This window comes from Desulfatiglans sp. (genome assembly GCA_012513605.1).
Taxonomy (GTDB): domain Bacteria; phylum Desulfobacterota; class DSM-4660; order Desulfatiglandales; family HGW-15; genus JAAZBV01.
This window is the reverse complement of the sequence record JAAZBV010000069.1, coordinates 1-19,028: the sequence shown is the minus strand read 5'-3', so window position 1 is coordinate 19,028 and position 19,028 is coordinate 1. Positions and strand designations below refer to the sequence as shown.

The 19,028-nt window shown below is 43.2% G+C and carries 16 protein-coding genes; 11 read left to right on the top strand and 5 right to left on the bottom strand.

The window, feature by feature from the left end; translation table 11 throughout:
• Window positions 1-3: 3 nt before the first annotated feature.
• The 5 genes from GX654_08650 to tatC are packed head-to-tail and all read left to right on the top strand — an operon-like array spanning window position 4 to window position 4,090.
• Window positions 4-1,680 (top strand): arginine--tRNA ligase, encoded by a 1,677-nt coding sequence (locus GX654_08650; protein NLD36924.1) that lies wholly within the window; start codon window positions 4-6, stop codon window positions 1,678-1,680.
• 6 nt (window positions 1,681-1,686) lie between these two features.
• Window positions 1,687-2,466 carry an SPOR domain-containing protein gene (locus GX654_08645; GenBank protein ID NLD36923.1) on the top strand — a complete coding sequence of 260 codons (780 nt, stop codon included), beginning with the start codon at window positions 1,687-1,689 and terminating at the stop codon, window positions 2,464-2,466.
• Window positions 2,463-2,915 carry an N-acetyltransferase gene (locus GX654_08640; protein NLD36922.1) on the top strand — a complete coding sequence of 151 codons (453 nt, stop codon included), beginning with the start codon at window positions 2,463-2,465 and terminating at the stop codon, window positions 2,913-2,915. Before GX654_08645 ends, GX654_08640 begins: the two co-directional genes overlap by 4 nt.
• Window positions 2,916-2,933: 18 nt before the next feature.
• Window positions 2,934-3,332 carry a twin-arginine translocase subunit TatB gene (locus GX654_08635; protein ID NLD36921.1) on the top strand — a complete coding sequence of 133 codons (399 nt, stop codon included), beginning with the start codon at window positions 2,934-2,936 and terminating at the stop codon, window positions 3,330-3,332.
• The gene (gene tatC / locus GX654_08630; protein ID NLD36920.1) at window positions 3,329-4,090 is read left to right on the top strand and encodes a twin-arginine translocase subunit TatC; all 762 of its coding nucleotides are present in this window, start codon (window positions 3,329-3,331) and stop codon (window positions 4,088-4,090) included. Before GX654_08635 ends, tatC begins: the two co-directional genes overlap by 4 nt.
• Window positions 4,091-4,197: 107 nt before the next feature.
• Here tatC and GX654_08625 read toward each other — a convergent pair whose 3' ends face one another.
• The 4 genes from GX654_08625 to GX654_08610 form a co-directional block, all read right to left on the bottom strand.
• Window positions 4,198-6,306, bottom strand: coding sequence for an ABC transporter substrate-binding protein (locus GX654_08625; GenBank protein ID NLD36919.1), 2,109 nt, complete (start codon window positions 6,304-6,306; stop codon window positions 4,198-4,200).
• Entirely contained in the window at window positions 6,306-8,228 is a 1,923-nt protein-coding gene (gene dnaK, locus GX654_08620; protein NLD36918.1) for a molecular chaperone DnaK, read from the bottom strand. Before dnaK ends, GX654_08625 begins: the two co-directional genes overlap by 1 nt.
• 19 nt (window positions 8,229-8,247) lie before the next feature.
• Window positions 8,248-8,904, bottom strand: a complete 657-nt coding sequence (gene grpE, locus GX654_08615; protein NLD36917.1) for a nucleotide exchange factor GrpE — start codon at window positions 8,902-8,904, stop codon at window positions 8,248-8,250.
• Window positions 8,905-9,012: 108 nt separating this feature from the next.
• A complete protein-coding gene (locus tag GX654_08610) occupies window positions 9,013-9,912 on the bottom strand; it encodes a phosphoribosylaminoimidazolesuccinocarboxamide synthase (GenBank protein ID NLD36916.1) in 900 nt (299 codons plus the stop codon).
• Window positions 9,913-10,177: 265 nt separating this feature from the next.
• Between GX654_08610 and GX654_08605 the strand changes: the two genes are divergently transcribed.
• From GX654_08605 to GX654_08590, 4 genes are read left to right on the top strand one after another with little or no spacing between them, the layout of a single operon-like run.
• A complete protein-coding gene (locus tag GX654_08605; protein ID NLD36915.1) occupies window positions 10,178-11,791 on the top strand; it encodes a hypothetical protein in 1,614 nt (537 codons plus the stop codon).
• Window positions 11,788-14,232 (top strand): PAS domain S-box protein, encoded by a 2,445-nt coding sequence (locus GX654_08600; GenBank protein NLD36914.1) that lies wholly within the window; start codon window positions 11,788-11,790, stop codon window positions 14,230-14,232. Before GX654_08605 ends, GX654_08600 begins: the two co-directional genes overlap by 4 nt.
• A gap of 2 nt (window positions 14,233-14,234) precedes the next feature.
• The gene (locus GX654_08595) at window positions 14,235-14,597 is read left to right on the top strand and encodes a response regulator (GenBank protein NLD36913.1); all 363 of its coding nucleotides are present in this window, start codon (window positions 14,235-14,237) and stop codon (window positions 14,595-14,597) included.
• Between the two features lie 28 nt (window positions 14,598-14,625).
• Entirely contained in the window at window positions 14,626-16,335 is a 1,710-nt protein-coding gene (locus tag GX654_08590) for a response regulator (GenBank protein ID NLD36912.1), read from the top strand.
• 198 nt (window positions 16,336-16,533) lie between these two features.
• Here GX654_08590 and GX654_08585 read toward each other — a convergent pair whose 3' ends face one another.
• Entirely contained in the window at window positions 16,534-17,103 is a 570-nt protein-coding gene (locus GX654_08585; protein NLD36911.1) for a flavin reductase family protein, read from the bottom strand.
• A 367-nt stretch (window positions 17,104-17,470) separates the two neighbouring features.
• Between GX654_08585 and GX654_08580 the strand changes: the two genes are divergently transcribed.
• The gene (locus GX654_08580; protein NLD36910.1) at window positions 17,471-18,535 is read left to right on the top strand and encodes a type I restriction enzyme HsdR N-terminal domain-containing protein; all 1,065 of its coding nucleotides are present in this window, start codon (window positions 17,471-17,473) and stop codon (window positions 18,533-18,535) included.
• A 191-nt stretch (window positions 18,536-18,726) separates the two neighbouring features.
• Window positions 18,727-18,918 (top strand): hypothetical protein, encoded by a 192-nt coding sequence (locus GX654_08575; protein ID NLD36909.1) that lies wholly within the window; start codon window positions 18,727-18,729, stop codon window positions 18,916-18,918.
• Window positions 18,919-19,028: the final 110 nt, after the last annotated feature.

Here is a 19,028-nt window from a genome sequence, read left to right as displayed (position 1 = left end):
AATATGAAGGAAAATCTCAATATACTTATTAAAAATACCCTTGATTACTGTATAGAAGAGGGGCTTTTAAAGGAGACAACACCCCCTAATTATGTGGTAGAGGTGCCTGCCAGCAGGGAGCACGGCCACCTGGCAACAAACCTTGCCATGATGCTCGCATCATCACAGAAGAGGGCGCCGCGTGACATTGCAAAGATAATAGTGGATAACTTCAGGGACCCTGAGAGGTTTCTTGAAAAGATAGAGATAGCCGGTCCCGGCTTTATCAATTTTACCATCAGCAGCGTAGAGTGGCTCAAAGGTCTTAAAAACATAATTGACCTTGATAAAGGGTATGGTGCAGCAGCAAAGAGGGATGAGAGCGTACTTGTAGAGTATGTAAGCGCAAACCCGACCGGCCCTTTGCACCTTGGTCACGGCAGGGGCGCGGCCCTGGGCGATACCATATGCCGAATCCTTGAGTTCAGGGGATATGAGGTCTCAAGGGAGTTTTATATAAATGATGCGGGTGTGCAGATCAGGCTTTTAGGGGAATCTGTTTACGCAAGATGGAAACAGATGAAGGAGCCGGATTACCCCTTCCCTGAAAAGGGTTACCATGGTGATTATGTTATCGACCTTGCAAAGGAGATAGAAAAAGAGGCAGACCTTTCTGCTATGGATAAAGAGGCTGCAATCATTACCTGTTCCGAGATCGGAAAAGCAAAGATGCTCACGGAACTGAAAAAGGATCTTGAACAGTTCAGGGTCAGTTTTGATACCTGGTTCAATGAATCGGATCTATTTAAAAATGGTCTTGTTGATAAGGCCCTTAATGAGATGAAGGAGAAGGGCAAGCTCTATGAAAAGGATGGTGCCCTCTGGATCAGCACATCCGGTTATGGGGATGACAAGGACAGGGTAATAAAAAAACAGGATGGCCAGTACACATACTTTGCATCTGATATCGCCTATCACATGGATAAATACAGGAGGGGCTTTAAAAGGGCGCTTAACATCTGGGGGGCTGACCATCACGGGTATATAAACAGGGTTCAATCTGCCCTTAAGACCAATGGTGTTTCGGGCAAATGGCTCTCTGTCCTGCTTATACAGCTTGTAAAGCTATGGAAAGAGGGTGAGGAGATAAGGATGTCAAAAAGGGCAGGGCAGTATGTGACCATGAAGGACCTGCTTGAGGAGGTGAATGTTGATGCGGCAAGGTTTGTCTTCCTTACCAAGAGCAGTGATTCTCCCCTTGATTTTGACATAGATATGGTAACAAAGAATGATAATGAAAACCCGGTCTATTATGTGCAGTACGCCCATGCAAGGATATGCAGCATATTCAGGAAGGCAGAGGCAGAGGGTGTTGATGTGCTGCCTGACACGGACATTAACCTTCTTAAGATGCTAACGCTTGAAGAAGAGATAGACCTTATAAGGACGCTTGATGGGTTCCCTGAACTCCTTGACAGTATCTGCGACTCATTTGAGCCACACAGGATTGTCTATTTTCTTACTGATCTTGCAGCCAGATTCCACAGGTATTTCAACCTGGGGATCAAGGATGCGGAAAACAGGATTATCACCAGTGACGTGAATCTTTCAAAGGCCAGGCTTGCCCTTGTGGCAGGGGTAAGGATAGTATTGAGAAACGGGCTGAACCTGATGGGTGTAAGCGCCCCGGAGAAGATGTAGAGCCATATGGGCAAGGCAAAAGAAAAATCAAGGTCAGGACAAAAGATGATCGTTATAAGCCGCAGCTACGCCTTCCTGCTTGGCTGCTTTATACTCTTTCTTTTTTTCTGGATGTTTGTCTTAGGGGTGCTGGTCGGAAAAGGGGTTATACCCGGGGCCATGTTTGATATAAAACACCCCATAAACAGGGTCAGGGCGCTTTTTGGCCTGAATGAAAAAATCGAGTATGAACCACCAAAGGAGGCTTCTCTTGATTTTTATGCTGATCTTGAAAATAAAAAAAAGAAGGCAAAGATTAAGGACCTCATTACAGCAGAAGATAAGATCCCTGATCAGCAGATCACCCTTTCACGGGATGAAAAGGGCCCCATGTCTGATACAGGTAATGAGGTAAGGGTGGTAATAAGGTCAAAGGAAACAGGTGAGGAGGCCACTCCCCTCATTAAGGAGGATACCATTCAAACCCCTTTGGTGAATGAGAAAAAGGAAAAAAGTCTCTCTTCATCATCAAAGGAGCTGCCCCCTGATCGTGAAAGAGTGGCGGGGGAACACTATTCCGTGCAGATCGCTGCTATAAGCGACCTCACAAAGGCTAAAGAAACGATAAAAGATCTTGTTGATCGTGGATATGATGCATATTATTATGCAGCTACTGTAAATGGTAAAAAGACCTTTCGCATAATGTGCGGGAGATTCCATGACCGTAACGATGCGGTTAAATACCATCTACGGCTTAAAAATGAACTGGGGCATAATGGTTTTATCTCAAAGGTAGAGGCAAAATGATCAGAAAGGCATATATAAATGAGGTTCCACAGATCCAGCGCCTGCTTAATCATTATGGCGACAGGGGGATACTGCTCCCCCGTTCACTGAGTGAACTGTATGAACACCTGAGGGACTTTTATGTGGTGACAGGCGATGACGGCAGCATAATAGCAGTATGCGCACTCGGATTATGCTGGGAGGACCTTGCAGAGATAAGGTCCCTTGCTGTAATGGAGCAGTATTACGGGAACAATTACGGTGTAATGCTTGTAAAAAAGTGTATGGAAGAGGCAAAGGCCCTCGGGCTTAACAAGGTATTCACACTTACCTATGTGCCGGAATATTTTAAAAAGCTGGGATTCAGTATTGTGGATAAATCGGAACTGCCCCACAAGGTATGGTCAGACTGCCTGAAGTGCACTAAATTCCCAAACTGTGATGAAATTGCGTTAACCAGGAATATTTAACATTAAAAGAGGTTTATCATGTTTGGAATAGGAATGACTGAATTATTAGTCATTATGGTAATAGCCCTGATAGTAATAGGGCCGAGCAAGCTGCCTGACCTGGCAAAGGCGCTGGGCAAGGGTCTGGCTGAATTCAAAAAGGCATCCCAGGAGATAAAGGCGAGTTTGAACCTTGATGAAGAGATAAGGGCTATTAAAAAAGAGACAACCGAGACATTACATGACTTCCAAAAGTCTATTGATAAGGCGGCCACAGATATGGCAGATGATGCCGCTGACGAGGCCCCTGAGGTAAATGAGGCGTTAATAACCGCACCGGTAAACGAACCTGCGGCAGATGCCGCAAACCCTGAAACACCCTCTGCACAAGCTTCCGCAGCCACTGAGCCAGATAATAAGGAGACCCCTGAAAAATGACTGATGAAGCAAAGCAGCCTTTCATGAGCCACCTTGAGGAGCTTAGAAAACGACTTATCCGCGCATTTATCGCAGTAGGCATTGGATTCTGCTGCGCCTATTATTTTGCTGAAGAGCTGTTTGGTATTCTTACCGCGCCACTCACAAAGAACATGCCTGAAGGGAGCAGCCTTATCTTTACAGGCCTTCCGGAGATGTTTTTTATAGAGCTTAAGACCGCATTTGTTGCAGGCATACTGGTAGCATCACCTGTAATCTTTTACCAGATCTGGAAATTCGTTGCGCCAGGTCTTTACCCCGATGAAAAAAGGTATGTTGCGCCCTTTGTCATTTCATCCACAGTGCTTTTTATCTCCGGTGCGCTATTCGGTTATTTTATTGTTTTCCCGGTAGGGTTTAAATTCTTTCTCGGCTATTCAAGCGAAAGCCTCAGGGCCATGCCATCTGTTCAGCAGTATTTTGGTTTCGCCTCAAAGATGCTACTTGCCTTTGGCCTTGTGTTTGAGCTCCCGGTGGTGCTTTTCTTTTTAACCAAGATGGGGCTCGTTACTGTCCCCTTTTTAAAGAAGCACCGTAAGTATGCATTCCTCTTTGCATTTATTGTAGGGGCAATACTTACCCCCTCTCCTGATGCTGTGTCTCAGTGCCTGATGGCAGGGCCTCTGGTCCTTCTGTATGAGGTGGGTATATTCTCTTCGCGCTTTGCCAGGCCTGAGAAAAAAAAGGAGAAAACGGAAGAGAAAAAAGCGGAGAAATAACCTTCGGTTAACCATGCCATGCTACACCAAATTCTAAGTAAAAATGGATTCCCCGGTGTACCGGGATCAATGACCCGCCTTTCATGCGAATGACAGGCTGAGGGATACTATTTCAGAATATGATAACCTTTACCATGAATGGTTAGGAGCGTGGGCATCTTTTCAACCTCGCCATCTTCATCAAATGATATCTGTCCTGTCACTCCTGAGTAGTTCTTATATTCAATGAGTGCCTGCTTAAAATCAGACCTGGTATTGATATCATTTTCAGTAAAAAGAACGCTCATCATCTTTATGGTGTCAAACCCGGTAGCAGCAAGAATCCCAGGCTCTTTGCCATAAATATCCCTGTACTGGTTTACGAAATCCATAATGCCTGTGGATTCATTATCCGCATAAAAACCTGTGGGGAAAACAGCCCCCTGAATGTATTCGGACGTGGTTTTTAAAAGGTCACCTGAGAGCCAGAGGCTGGTGCCTAAGAAGGGGACATTAAAGACATTGTAAAAAGGGAACTGCGGCGCAATAAGCGCAATATTCCGGCTGTTGTCAGGTATGAACACCGCATCAAAATCCACTATTGGGTCTGTTGTTGCATGATATTCTATACGTGCCATGTCAGAGGCATCTGCCCCGGGTTTTATATTATCGGCCTGTTCGATATCAGGCCGCTCAGTATCTATTTCTGCATCAGGGTTATCATCGACCAGGGCCTCTTCTGTGGCAGCTTCCATATCATACATTGGTTCCAGGCCAATCCCCTCGTGAGGTAAAGCTGTACCTGAAGCGCTAGCATGGGTCTCAGGGGTATATTCCTGACCGGGGATAACCTCCGCATCTACTATGCCTGCCAGGGCAAGCATCTCAGCCTTTAGCCTTTCAATAACCGACTTTGGACGTGGATAGTAAAGCCCGGCCATCTTCTTAATGCCTTCAGCAAAGTCAGTATCACCCGGTTTATAAGACTCAACTGCGGTTATTATACCACCCATCTCATCCACCCTGTCCCAGAAGAGATTCATCAGGTATTTACCATAGGAGGTTTCAGGGTAAAATATCCCAAACCTCAGCATGCCCATGTCGCCAATAGCCTTTGTCACAAGGGCATCCACCTCCTTTTCAGGTGTCAGATAGTTCCTGAATACACAGTTTCCCTCTTTTATGATAGAGGGTTTCTGGGTAAAGGTTATGATCGGCACACCATGCTCCTGCGCCTTTTTTGCAGCAGCAGCAGATGCAGCCTGAGAAAGGGGGCCAAGGATGGCAATAACCTTCTCCTTCTGGATTAATTCGGTAATCGCAGTAATTGTATCTTCGGGTGAGGCATTGGTATTCTTTATAACAAGTTCTATGGGGGCTCCCGCCTCTCCTGCGCCGAATATATCAAGACCAAGCTCAATCCCGTTCAGGAGTTCCTCCCCGTATAAAGCGTAGTCACCCTTGAGCGGCAAAAGACAACCTATAACCTTTTTGGTTGCAATGATGTTTTCTTCTTTTGTTTCAGAAATCCGGGATAAGAGCTCTCTGCCTTTTGTGACAAGCACTGTATCGTTTTGCTCAGATGCGGAATTAACAGCAAGGGTTGCAAGCCTTTTTGCCTGCACGAATGCATTTCTGGCAAGGGCTATTTCAGCCTGCCTCAGGTTTATGGCAGGCATGAATCTGCTTATACCGTCAAGTTTTTTGATCCTGTTCAGGTCTGCCTCACTCGTCATACTGATAATATCATTAACAACTTTGACAGTTTCACCCTCATAATCTCCTGATATACCTGTTGCTTTTGCTGTCTTAATGGAGACAGTCATCCAGAAGCAGGCCTCATGCATGAGACCCATTGCCATGTTTGCATCACCAATCAGCCTCTGCATCTTGTAACGTTCAGGGCTCTCAGGGTAATCCTTTAACCAATCTGCTGCATAGTAAACAACACCTTTATAATCACCTGTGTGGTATAGAGAGAAAATCCTGTAATACCTGATAATGCGGGCATCAGGGTGATCCGGCCTGTTTTTGAGTATCCGGTTGAATGCCTCAAGGGCATTGCCATACCTGCCTGCCTCATAATCTGCCAGGGCATTTGAATAGCCTGGCGCAGTTCTTACTCTCTTTTCAGACAGCACCCCCTTATGCATTGCCCCGCAGGAAAAAAAGAGAAAGGCCATTCCCGATAAAATCACGGGAACAGCCTTTTTTATAAGGAATTTAGTGAAATGCACTAGTTTTTATCCTTGCCAACTTCCTCAAAGTCCGCATCAACAACATCATCATCCTTTGCCTTGCCGGAAGAGTCGCCACCTGCTCCGCCTGCCTGCTGCTGCGCCTGCTGCTCTGCACTGGCCTTTGCATACATGGCCTCAGCTATTTTGTGTGATGCCTGTGTAAGCTCTTCTGTCAGGCGCTTGATCTCGTCAACATTGTCTCCTTCCATTGCCTTTTTCAGGTTTGCAATGGCCGTTTCAATCGCTGACTTTGAGGTTGCATCCAGATCTTTTACATCTTCTTTGAGGGATTTTTCTGTTGTATAGATCATGCTGTCAGCCATGTTCTTTGCGTCAACAAGCTCCCTCTTTTTCTTGTCTTCATCGGCATGCATCTCAGCGTCTTTCATAAGCTGCTTGATCTCTTCCTCTGAAAGCCCGCTTGATGCGGTTATCTTTATTGACTGCTCCTTGCCTGTGCCCATATCCTTTGCAGAAACACTTACTATACCATTTGCATCTATGTCAAAGGTTACCTCTATCTGGGGTATACCCCTGGGAGCCGCCGGGATACCCACAAGCTGGAAGCGACCAAGGGTCTTATTGTTTGCGGCCATCTCCCTTTCACCCTGAAGCACATGTATCTCAACCGCGGGCTGGTTATCAGCGGCGGTGGAGAATACCTGGCTCTTTTTTGTCGGGATCGTGGTGTTCTTTTCTATCAGCTTTGTAAAGACACCGCCAAGGGTCTCAATACCAAGTGAGAGGGGTGTAACATCCAGAAGAAGTACATCCTTTACATCTCCCTTTAACACACCGCCCTGGATTGCAGCGCCAAGAGCAACAACCTCATCCGGGTTTACACCCTTGCTGGGCTCCTTACCAAATATCTCCTTAACCTTTTCCTGTACCTTGGGCATCCTTGTCATACCGCCGACAAGGATAACCTCATCCAGCTCACTGACCTTGAAGCCTGAGTCCTTGATGGCAATATTGCAGGGGTTTATGACCCTCTGGATAAGGTCATCAACAAGGGCCTCCAATTTTGATCTTGAGAGTTTAATGTTAAGGTGTTTCGGGCCGCTCGCATCTGCCGTGATAAATGGCAGGTTGATATCTGTTTCCATTGAGCCTGAAAGCTCTATCTTTGCCTTTTCAGCCGCCTCTTTAAGACGCTGTAGCGCCATCTTGTCAGTCTTCAGGTCAATGCCCTGATCCTTTTTAAACTCATCGGCCAGATAATTAACTACCCTGTTGTCAAAGTCCTCTCCGCCAAGGTGTGTGTCGCCATTTGTAGATTTAACCTCAAACACGCCCTCGCCTATTTCAAGGATTGATATATCAAATGTACCGCCGCCAAGGTCAAATACTGCTATCTTTTTATCACCCTTTTTATCTACTCCATAGGCAAGGGATGCAGCAGTAGGTTCATTTATTATTCTTAAAACGTTTAAGCCTGCAATCTTGCCGGCATCTTTTGTTGCCTGTCTCTGGCTGTCATTAAAATATGCAGGAACTGTAATTACCGCCTCTGTAACAGGCTCGCCCAAGTAATCCTCTGCGGTCTGTTTCATCTTTACAAGGATCATGGATGATATTTCAGCAGGGCTGTAGTCCTTGCCGCGGCAGGTTACCTGCGCATCACCATTTGAGGCCTGGGTAATCTTGTATGGAAGAATGCCCACATCCTTCTGCACATCAGGAGATGCGTATTTTCTTCCGATAAGCCTTTTTACCGCAAAGATAGTATTGTCAGGGTTTGTCACAGCCTGACGTTTTGCTATCTGCCCAACAAGCCTCTCTCCCTTGTCATTGAAGGCAACTATTGAGGGTGTTGTCCTGCTTCCTTCCTGGTTGGCAATTACAACCGGATCACCACCTTCCATAACAGCAACACATGAATTTGTAGTACCAAGATCAATTCCTATAATTTTTCCCATTTTTATTTCTTATCCCCCTTTACTCTATATTATTTTCTTCACATGCCCCCTGGAAGGTCTCGTCAGGGATGTTATCATCAGATACCCCCTTGCTGATAACAACCATGGCAGGTCTTATTAATCTCTGGTTAAGAAGATAGCCCTTCTGGAACTCCTTAAGTATCTTGCCTTTTTCCACGCTGTCACTCATCTCCTGCATAACAGCATGATGAAGGCACGGGTCAAAATCTTCACCAATGGTTTTCACCTCGGAAAGGCCTGCCTTTGTGAGTATGTCCTTCAGACCCTTGAGTGTAAGTTCTACCCCTTCTATGTGGGCATTATATGATTCTTCATTGCAGGAGTGGGTAAGCGCTCTTTCAAGGTTATCAATAACCTGAAGCAGCTCTTTTATGAGCCCCTCATTTGCGTACTTATACCATTCCTCTTTATCCTTTTTATTCCTCTTTAGAATATTCTCTATTTCCGCCTGTGAGCGGAGATATTTATCATAATTATTCTTTGATTCTTCTTTGAGCTCTTCTATCTTTTTTAAAAGATCATCTGTTGAGGTCTCTTCAGGGGTTATTTCTATAGAGCCTGCTTCACTCTTTGCTGATGTAACACCCTCTTTTGTTTCCGTTTCATCTGCCTTGACATCAATCTTTTTACTCTTGTCGAATAAATTTCTGTTCATAATTCCTAAAACTGACTCCTTATTTTGATCTGATAAAAGGGCTGTAAAAAACCACTGTTACCTTAAGCATCTGGTTTTGCTTTGTCAAGGCAGGGAAATGAGGCTTGATTAATAACCCAGCCCTTTTCCTGTAAGTCTTTCAAGTGCCTCCATGTATTTTTCACGGGTCTTTTCAATAACCTCAGATGGAAGCCTGGGCGGAGGCGGTGCCTTGGGCCAGTCAAGACCGTTCAGGTAGTCCCTTAAGTACTGCTTGTCAAAACTCTTCTGGGCCCCTCCGGGTTTATAGGTGTCCATTGGCCAGAAACGGGATGAATCAGGTGTAAGCACCTCATCAATAAGGATGAGTTTATCACCGATAAAACCGAACTCAAACTTTGTATCCGCGATTATGATCCCCTTTTCCGCTGCGAATTTTCTACCTGTTTCATAGATAGTAAGGCTAAGGTCCCTGATCTTTTCAGCGGTGTTTTTACCAAGTATATCAATGGTCTTTTCAAAGGAGATGTTCTCATCATGCTCGCCCAGCTCCGCCTTTGTTGATGGAGTAAATATGGGTTCCGGGAGTATCTCCGATTCAGTAAGCCCCTTAGGAAGGGGAATGCCGCATACAGCGCCGCTCTTTTTATAATCATTCCAGCCTGAACCTGAGATGTAACCCCTTACAATGCACTCTACCGGCAGGGGCCTTGCCTTTTTTACCAGCATGCTCCTCCCGGTAAGCTCCTTTTTATATCTTCTTAACGGCTCAGGGTATTCATCCGGGTTTACCGATATAATATGGTTTTCAACAACCTTTTTGAGTTTTTCAAACCAGAAGACCGATATGGCGGTAAGTATCTTACCCTTGTCAGGCACAGGGTCATCCATTACAACATCAAATGCGGATATGCGGTCGCTTGCAACGATAAGGAGTTTATCCCCCATATCATAGACATCCCTTACCTTTCCGCGCCTTACAGTGCCTATATCCTTAAAGTCAGTCCTGGTTATTACATTACTGGCCATTGTTGCCTCCCTGGAATATATTTTTAGTTATTAAAGAGGAGGTATAATTTCCTATTTGGGTTTTAATGTCAAGACAGGTGAATGCCCCATCAAGGTTTTTACACTTTGCCTGTTTTCATGAATTGACATAATTTATACAGAATTTTATAATCTCTTCCAAATCTTGGTTAAGCAATTATTTCAGCTTATAATTTAATGGCAGGTAATTGTTTACCAGAATTGTTCCATACCCGTATAAGTTTTACTATCTAGGTTAGAGGCTTTCATGCTTGTCAGGGTTGCCTTACGTTTAAGGGGGAGAGAAACATATAGAATAGGGGAGCAGTGCTTGAGCATTCTCTTCCTTGAATGCCTTTTCTTTCTCATATCATTAACAGCATATGCAACAGAAGCTCCTGACACAGTCGATAAAAATAACCGCCTGGTGATCTGCATCCAGGAGGATGTGGAGTCAATGGACCCTGTAAGCCATCGCAGCAGGAACACCCAGATTGTATTGAAAAATATCTTTGACAGCCTCACTGCAAGGGACGTAAACAACAGGGTAGTCCCTCAGCTCGCAAGCGGATGGAGGAATACAAGCGACACGGAATGGGAGTTTACACTGCGTAAGGGTGTAAGGTTCCATAACGGTGACAACCTTACGGCATCTGATGTTGTCTTTACATTAAACCGTGTCATTAACCCATCCTTCACAGGATTTCCCTCCTCCCCGAGAAAAGGGCTCTTTGTACCGGTAAAAGAGGTACACGCAATGGGTGACTACACTGTCGTGATAAAAACAGCCTATCCATGGCCTAACCTCCCGCTTATGCTTTCATTACAGGAGATCGTTCCTGAAAAACATATGAAAGAGGCTGGTTATGAAGGATTCAATGAAAAGCCCATAGGCACAGGGCCATATAAATTTGCAGGCAGAAAAAAGGGGGTTGAGATCATTCTTGAATCCTTTAATGATTATTACGGCGGCCCTCCGGAACTTCCTCCTGTGCAGGCTGCCCCGGTAAAACATCTTGTTTTCAGGGTAGTCCCTTCATACATTGAGCAGATTTCAATGCTGAAAAAGGGGGATTGCAACATAATATTTAACATACCATCAGACCTGATTCCTGTGGTCAGGATGTCAAAGGATGTTGCAATACAAAGTATCCCGGCTACAAGGTCTGTTTTTGCGGAGTTAAACCTCTCCCGTCCTTACTTAAAAGATGAAAGGGTGAGGCGCGCCCTGAACCATGCGGTTGATGTGGAGACCATAATAAAACAGAAATTCATGGGAAAGGGTCAGAGGCTCTCAACCATTTTTCTACCGAACACAACCGGTTTTGATCCCGGGCTTGCGGCATATACTTATGACCCTCAGACTGCAAAAAGGCTCCTTATCGAGGCAAACTTTCCATACGGGCAAACAATATTGATATACACGAATCAAAGTGAACTCCTCTTTGCCGATGGTATATCTTTATATCTCACAAAACTGGGTATTAAAAACAGGGTCAAGGTTGTAAGGGATGCAAGGCCTGACATGATTGGCGCTAATGCCCCCTGGGATATCTTTGCAGGGTCATGGGGTAACTCCACCCTTGACCCGGTCGATATAATAGATCCCAAATTAACAGGCAGGGGGTCAGCAAATTATTCCGGGTTTATCTCAGACGAACTGGACATGATAATGGAGAAGGTTCAGAAAACCATGTCACCCTCTCTCAGGAAGGAATATTTTGAAAGAGTACAGAGGATAATCTTTGATGGGGCACCCATGATATTCGGATATGGCCCTGCTGAATTTTATGCGGTCACATCAAATGTGAAAAATTTTCATCCATCCCTGTCCGGCATGGTTGAAATGCATGATGTCATCTTAGAGGAAACAGAGCGATGAAATTATTAAGGATAATATTTAAAGACCGTGGACTCTGGTACAAGCTAATGCTCCCCTCTGTGCTCCCTGTCATGCTTGTAATTACTATCATAATCGTAATACTTATCGGGTCATTTGAAAAGGTCATGCAAAGAGAAGATAAGAGAAGGGCAGACGACCTGGTTAATCTGACGCGTCTTTCTATGTCTCATGGCTTTGTCATCTATAATAAAGAGTTGCTTGATAATTTTGTGAATGGGCTCAGCAAGATTGATGAGGTGAGTTATGCCCTGATCGTTGATAGCGCAGATAACCGGGTTCTTGCGCATTCCGATCATGCCTTTGATGGCGATCTGCTTTCAGAATTACCTGAAAAGATGCGATATGCTCTGGATATAAGCGACAGCAACCTTTTGGAATCAGGTTCAAAGAAAAATGAATTTCAATACATAAAATCAGCGTCTGTTATTATAGACGGCAAACAATATGCTACCCTCCATATAGCTTTTTCTTTTGATGAAGCTCACAGGAAATTATTATCTTTCAAACAAAGAATCATTACCATAAGTATTATTGCGGTTATTGCGGGCATTGCCCTGGCCCTCATAGCCTCAAAAAAGATCAGCGCCCCGATACATAACCTGGCCGCACATGCAGAACTCGCAGGAAAGGGTAAGTTTGATTACTCACTTCAATATGATGGCAAGGATGCAATAGGTCAGCTTGTTGATGCCTTTAACCAGATGTTTAACAAAATAAAAATAAAGCAGACCCAGTTGACTGCAATAAACAGGATAGCAGATATAGTCTACAGCACCCTTGATATCAACACTGTAGCTGAGCGTGCTGTAAAGGCAATGATGGACTACAGTAAATCCACAGCCGTGGCCTTTTTTATGCTTAACAATAAAAAAAGAGAACTCGACCTGCTTTACTCTGAGGGCTTCACTGAAAACACACTTAAAAAGGCTGCAATACTTCCCCTTGATGGATCTCTCACGGGCAGGACTGTTAAAGAAAAACTGGTGCTCTTTTCAACCGATATTGCCTCGGATCAAAGGGTAGAAAATGGCGTAAAAGATGCCCTCATGCAGGAAAACATGGTTAGTATTTATTCAGTCCCCATACTTGCAAGGGATGAGGTACTGGGGGCAATGAATCTGATCCATAAAACAAGGTTTACAATAGATGAGCTTGAAAAGGAAACACTCATGTCTATCGGGAAGACCATTGGCCTTGCCGTGTCAAACGCCATGCAGGTCGCACGCATACAAAAGGAGATCAAAGAGCGCATGGAGGCGGAAACCGCCCTGAGGGAAAGCGAACTGAAATACCGCAATGTAGTTGAAAGGGCAAATGATGGCATTATCATCCTGCAGGATGGGATCATTAGATATGCAAATCCAAGTATTATTGAGTTATCAGGACAGGACAAGAAAGATTTTGTAGGTCAGCCCTTTTCTGCATACCTTCACCCTAATGCAAAGGAAAATATCGTAGACTTTTACAACCGCAGGCTGACAGGTGATTTGCTTTACAACATATATGAGACAATCCTTTTAAGGAAGGATGGTCAGGAGATATATGCTGAGGTAAACGCTGGCAGAATAACATATGAGGATAAACCGGCAGACCTTGTTATTATAAGGGATATTACCGAACGAAAACGGGCGCAGGAGGAGCTAAAAAGGGCCTATGACCTTCTTGAGATAAAGGTGGCGGAGCGCACAAAAGAGCTTGCCATCGCAAAGGATCGGGCAGAAGAGGCGGACAGGCTTAAATCCGCTTTCCTCGCCTCCATGTCTCATGAGCTGCGCACTCCTCTTAATTCCATAATCGGGTTTACAGGCATTATTCTCCAGAAACTTGTCGGCCCCCTGAATGATGAACAGGCAAAACAGCTTAATATGGTTCAGGAAAGCGCACAGCATCTCTTAAGCCTTATTAATGATGTGCTTGACCTTTCAAAGATAGAGGCAGGGCAGCTTAATGTGGCATCTGAACAGGTGGATATGGCCGGTGTTATCAACCAGGTGATAAAAACAGTTTCACAAATGGCCTTAAAAAAAGGGCTTCAGCTTGAAGGTGTAGTATCCGAATCTATCCCAATTATAATGAGCGACAGGCGACGTGTTGAACAGATTTTGCTCAATCTTGTTAACAACTCCATTAAATTTACAGAGAGAGGCGGTGTAAAGATAATGTGCAGGGTTGACGACAGGAATATATTAACAGAGGTCATTGATACAGGCATTGGAATTGCTGCTGAAGATATGGATAAGCTTTTCAGGGCATTTCAGCAAATCGAAACAGGCCTTTCCCGGAAATATGAAGGCACCGGGCTTGGTCTGTCGATCTGTAAAAAACTTATCGGGCTGCTTGGTGGCGAGATCAGAGCCAGCAGTGACGGCCCTGGCAGGGGCGCCAAATTTTCATTTATGCTACCTTTAAGGGAGAAATAATCATGTCAGAAACCGTGCTTGTTATTGAGGATAATGAACAGAACATGTACCTGATGAATTTCATACTTGAAAAAAATGGCTTCAGGGTGATAAAGGCAATGGATGGGCATGATGGGATAGAGATTGCATGCCGGGAAATACCTGATCTCATACTCCTTGATATCCAGTTACCCCGCATGGACGGTTATGAGGTGGCTAGAAACCTCAGAAAGTCGGCAGGGTTAAAAGAGGTGCCTATAATAGCTGTTACCTCCTATGCAATGGTTGGCGACAAGGAAAAGGCCATAGCAGCCGGGTGTACCGGGTATATAGAAAAACCTATCAACCCCAACACCTTTGTTGATGAGATAAAAAAATATTTGTAATAAACTGCGAATTTGAAAGGTCTTTATCATGGAAAGAATACTGGTTGTGGATGACAATAAGCAGAACATTTATATGGCTGAGATACTTTTTGCAGGAAACGGCTTTGAAGTTGAGACAGCATCAAATGGAAAAGAGGCGCTTGAAAAGGGGCGCGCCAACCCGCCAGACCTGCTTATTTCTGATATCCTCATGCCCGTTATGGATGGTTTTGCCCTGTGCCGCGAGTGGCGCAAGGATGAAACCCTCAAAAATATCCCATTTGTCTTCTATACTGCCACCTATACAGAACCTGAAGACGAACAGTTTGCATTAAGCCTTGGGGCTGACCGGTTTATTAAAAAACCTCTTGATACCATTGAACTGATCAGGATCACGAAAGAGCTGATGAACAGGAACAAAACCGGCGCACACCCTGATAAAGAGCTGGAATCACCTCAGGAAGAGGTCTATCTCAGACTTTATAATCAGGCCCTTGTTCACAAACTTGAGGATAAACTCTTTCAGCTTGAAGAGGCAAATAAGAGGCTTGAGTATGAAATCAGGGAGCGTAAGTATGCTGAACAGAGGCTTTACAGTTACGAGAGGCAGATAGCCCAGTCGCAAAAGATGGAGGCATTAGGCAGCCTTGCAGGAGGCATAGCCCATGACTTTAATAATATCCTCATGGCAATAATGGCCCATGCTGAACTGGCGCTTTTAGACAGCAGTGAAAATATCCCGAACAATAAAAATATTGAACAGATACAGGTGGCATGCAACAGGGCAAAGGAGCTTATTAACCAGATACTCACATTCAGCAGGCAGGCCGGCATGGAAAAAAGGCCGATCAAGGTAAGCGCTATAGCCCAGGAGGTGCTCAAGCTTATCAAATCCTCCCTGCCTCCCGGTATAGAGATAATACAAAAGATCGAGAGTAAGTCACCGGTTATGGCTAATCCGACCCAGATATATCAGGTGCTGATAAACCTCTGTACGAACGCAAGCCATGCAATAAAAGAGAAAGAGGGGATTATTGAGGTGCGGTTATCTGATGTAATCATTGATAATCCCGAAGAGCCGGAGTTGAAGGGGCTTGCTCCTGGAAGATATCAGAAGCTGGAGGTAATGGATAATGGGAGCGGTATAAAGGCAGATGACCTGGAGGAGATATTTACCCCCTACTTTACGACCAGAAAGGAGGAAGGGGGCACAGGTCTGGGCCTCTCTGTAGTGCAAAATATAGTAAAAAACTCGGGAGGTCGAATCACAGTCAAAAGCACATATGGAGATGGCGCCACATTCAGTCTGTTTTTCCCTGTTTGTCATGCTGGTGATGGAAAGGAATTGTACGACAGTGCGGTTATTAAAACTGAGAAGGAACACATCCTTTTTGTTGATGATGAGGCCACTTTCATGGAGATGGCCGTTGAGATGCTGAAAAAACTTGGCTACAGGGTTACAGCATTCAGCGAAAGCCAGGCTGCGCTTAAGGCATTCAAGGCAAGGCATATGGAATTTGATCTTGTATTAAGTGATATTGAAATGCCATTTATGTCAGGGCTTGAACTGATAAATGAACTCCATGCCATCCATAATGATATCCCGGTAGTTCTCTGCACAGGTTTCAGCGACCGGATTACTGATAAAAGGGCAGATGAACTTAATATAAAAGGCTTTCTGATGAAGCCATTTATCCTGTCTGACCTGTCAAAAACCATTAGAAAGGCGCTGGGAAAATCTGATGGGGATATAAAATGATCTTGTATCAAGGATCCTCACAAGAATTTGTAGGTATAGTTACTTAAAAACAGTATTTTTCTATTAACATGCCACCCCTTTGGGGTTTGAAAACAAATTTCTGATCTCTATGTGCAGACAATAAAAGCACCATAGGTGCGGTATATTAATAGCACTATATGTGCATCTTTTTTTCAGCCCCATCGGGGCGACATATTATCAGCATAACTCCCTGCCAATGCCAAAGGCCTTGCCGACAAAATTACCAATACCATAATACCCGCCGCTAAAGGGTGTAAAGACAAAGGGATCAACCTTGTTTATATCCGGTTCTCCTTTCTCATTTAAAACCGCCTCATCCACCTTGACATCAAGGATTTTCCCCACGAACAGGGTATGGAGCCCCAAGTCATGGTACTGCATAAGCGCACATTCAAGCGACATGGGAAACTCTTCAGGGTATGGGGCATTAACCAAGGCCGCCTTTACAGGTGTAATACCAGCCTTTTCAAATTTGTTTTCATTTCTACCCGATGCCATGCCAAAGTAATCAGCTATAGCCGCCTGTTTTTGAGGGGGCACGCTTAAGGTAAATGCATTTCGTTCAATGATATTGCCATAGGTGTATGTGGCCTTACGAATGGAAATACTCACACATGGAGGCTCGGAGCAGCATATACCGCCCCATGCAATGGTCATAATATTTGCTATACCCCTGGCATCGTATGTGCCCACACACCATACAGGCGTGGGGAATATAAGCGTTTTAGCCCCGAATGATTTTTTCATGTTTAGCCTCCTTAATGTCCACATAAGTGGCATTATAATTTATTTGCTTAAAAGAAAAAGAACAATATGTCGTCATGTCCGAGAAGTCGGGCATCCATTTTAATCCTTAAGTGAATCCCCAATTCACCAGGAATCACCCGGATAGTTATCAGACTTCAACATATTATTTATTATTGATAATTACATTTTAAATGAGTATTATCCCTTCGTTTCTTTTAAAAAATCAACCATATAAAATTAAAGATTTCCGGCTCATCTCTTTGTATTATATCTCCAAAGTAAAGATATCCGGAACTGGTGAGGCAATGTCAGGTTCAAGCTACGCGGGCGGTAATAGGACAAATAATTCGTTGTTGAAGGAAATATTATGACATCAAATGAAAAGTGGAATTTACTCTGTGATTATTATGTTAAGAATTACAATTCACCAGAACAAAAAATACAAAGCATATGGGAGAGTATTTTTTCTGAATTATTTGGATATAGTCGCCTAGAAAATGAAATTGATAGGCAGCGAAATATCCAAATTGGCTCAACTGAAAGGGTTATTACAGATATAATTATTAGGAATCATGAAACTGATTTATTTATCATCGAATTAAAACAAGGTTGCATGTTCATAAATAACAGCATGATAAAGCAACTTTTTAGTTACCTGAAACAGTTGAATAATGATTTAGGAATATTAATATGTAATAAAATTCATATATTTGATTATAATTATCATAAAAATGATGAAGAACAGAATAAAATAGAGATAGAGTTTCTACCGGATAATCCTGACGGCATCAAATTTGTTGAGCTTTTTAGTAAACATAATTTCAATAAAGAATCTATAAAAAAGTTTATACAACAAAAAAAGGAAAAATTTGAAAATATTCAAGTGATTAAAAAAGAACTGTTAAAAGATTTAATTTGGGATTTACTTGCGAAACATTTCTTAAGCAGATATACAAAAGAAGAATTTGATGAAGCTACAAAATCCTTTAATATCAATATTTCCCAAGTGAATAGTGCTATTCAAGAAAGTATAAGTAAACAACCTATAACTAATAATGATATTACCGGTACACATGCACAATCCTTATCGAAAAGTGATGCAATCAATTTATGCAAACAAAATGGAATCAATGTTAATGGTTTTATTACTTTTTCGTCGGAAAACGCATCAAATCTTAAGTTTTGGGCAAATCCATCAAAAAAGTGTTTAACTCAGAATTGGTGGTTATTACTTAATGATGTTAGTAGAAGACAATTGCATGTTTTTTATATACCGGGAAATTCAATACAAGAAAATCAGATTAAAACAAGGGGAGATTTACCTGATAAAATTGATCTACAAATTATAAATAAGAATAGTATTTTTGAAGATAGTAGAAGTAAACTAAATTTTAATAAATGGTATTTTAAAAATATTTCTGTAGCTTATTAACCGTTTACATCCTTCTTTTATAAATATCAAAAAAAGAAATTTAATGGGGAAGGGTGGATTAGGGTGCCTATGCTTTTATGCCTTTCCGAAATTTATTTAAATTAACCATCTCATTTTTGAAATCATATCACCAATGAGACGCTTGGCAGTCTGGCTGTTCAACAGGATATTAAAAATAAAAGGATTTTTTTATGTCTCTCAGGCAAACAATTATTGTAGATGCCAGCTTCCATTTTAAAACTATGACAACAGGGATTGGGCTTGCAATACATCAAACTGATAAACCCCGCAGAAATGGAATTCTTGTAGATCAAATTGGTGAGGCATACACAGGTATTCCATCGGGCAGCAGCCACAGAGAATCAGTTGTCAATGGTCGTTAAAAAGTGAGCCATTTTCGGTCGTGAAAACTGAGCCACTTTACATTTCAATTTGATCTGATTTTATTGCCTCCTTTTCATTATTCTTTCTAAGACGATAACTATTCCCTTTG

Coding starts and splice junctions, on each gene's coding strand:
- GX654_08650 (NLD36924.1), top strand. CDS start 4: ATGAAGGAAAATCTCAATATACTTATTAAAAATACCCTTGATTACTGT.
- GX654_08645 (NLD36923.1), top strand. CDS start 1,687: ATGGGCAAGGCAAAAGAAAAATCAAGGTCAGGACAAAAGATGATCGTT.
- GX654_08640 (NLD36922.1), top strand. CDS start 2,463: ATGATCAGAAAGGCATATATAAATGAGGTTCCACAGATCCAGCGCCTG.
- GX654_08635 (NLD36921.1), top strand. CDS start 2,934: ATGTTTGGAATAGGAATGACTGAATTATTAGTCATTATGGTAATAGCC.
- tatC (NLD36920.1), top strand. CDS start 3,329: ATGACTGATGAAGCAAAGCAGCCTTTCATGAGCCACCTTGAGGAGCTT.
- dnaK (NLD36918.1), bottom strand. CDS start 8,228: ATGGGAAAAATTATAGGAATTGATCTTGGTACTACAAATTCATGTGTT.
- grpE (NLD36917.1), bottom strand. CDS start 8,904: ATGAACAGAAATTTATTCGACAAGAGTAAAAAGATTGATGTCAAGGCA.
- GX654_08610 (NLD36916.1), bottom strand. CDS start 9,912: ATGGCCAGTAATGTAATAACCAGGACTGACTTTAAGGATATAGGCACT.
- GX654_08605 (NLD36915.1), top strand. CDS start 10,178: ATGCTTGTCAGGGTTGCCTTACGTTTAAGGGGGAGAGAAACATATAGA.
- GX654_08600 (NLD36914.1), top strand. CDS start 11,788: ATGAAATTATTAAGGATAATATTTAAAGACCGTGGACTCTGGTACAAG.
- GX654_08595 (NLD36913.1), top strand. CDS start 14,235: ATGTCAGAAACCGTGCTTGTTATTGAGGATAATGAACAGAACATGTAC.
- GX654_08590 (NLD36912.1), top strand. CDS start 14,626: ATGGAAAGAATACTGGTTGTGGATGACAATAAGCAGAACATTTATATG.
- GX654_08585 (NLD36911.1), bottom strand. CDS start 17,103: ATGAAAAAATCATTCGGGGCTAAAACGCTTATATTCCCCACGCCTGTA.
- GX654_08580 (NLD36910.1), top strand. CDS start 17,471: ATGACATCAAATGAAAAGTGGAATTTACTCTGTGATTATTATGTTAAG.
- GX654_08575 (NLD36909.1), top strand. CDS start 18,727: ATGTCTCTCAGGCAAACAATTATTGTAGATGCCAGCTTCCATTTTAAA.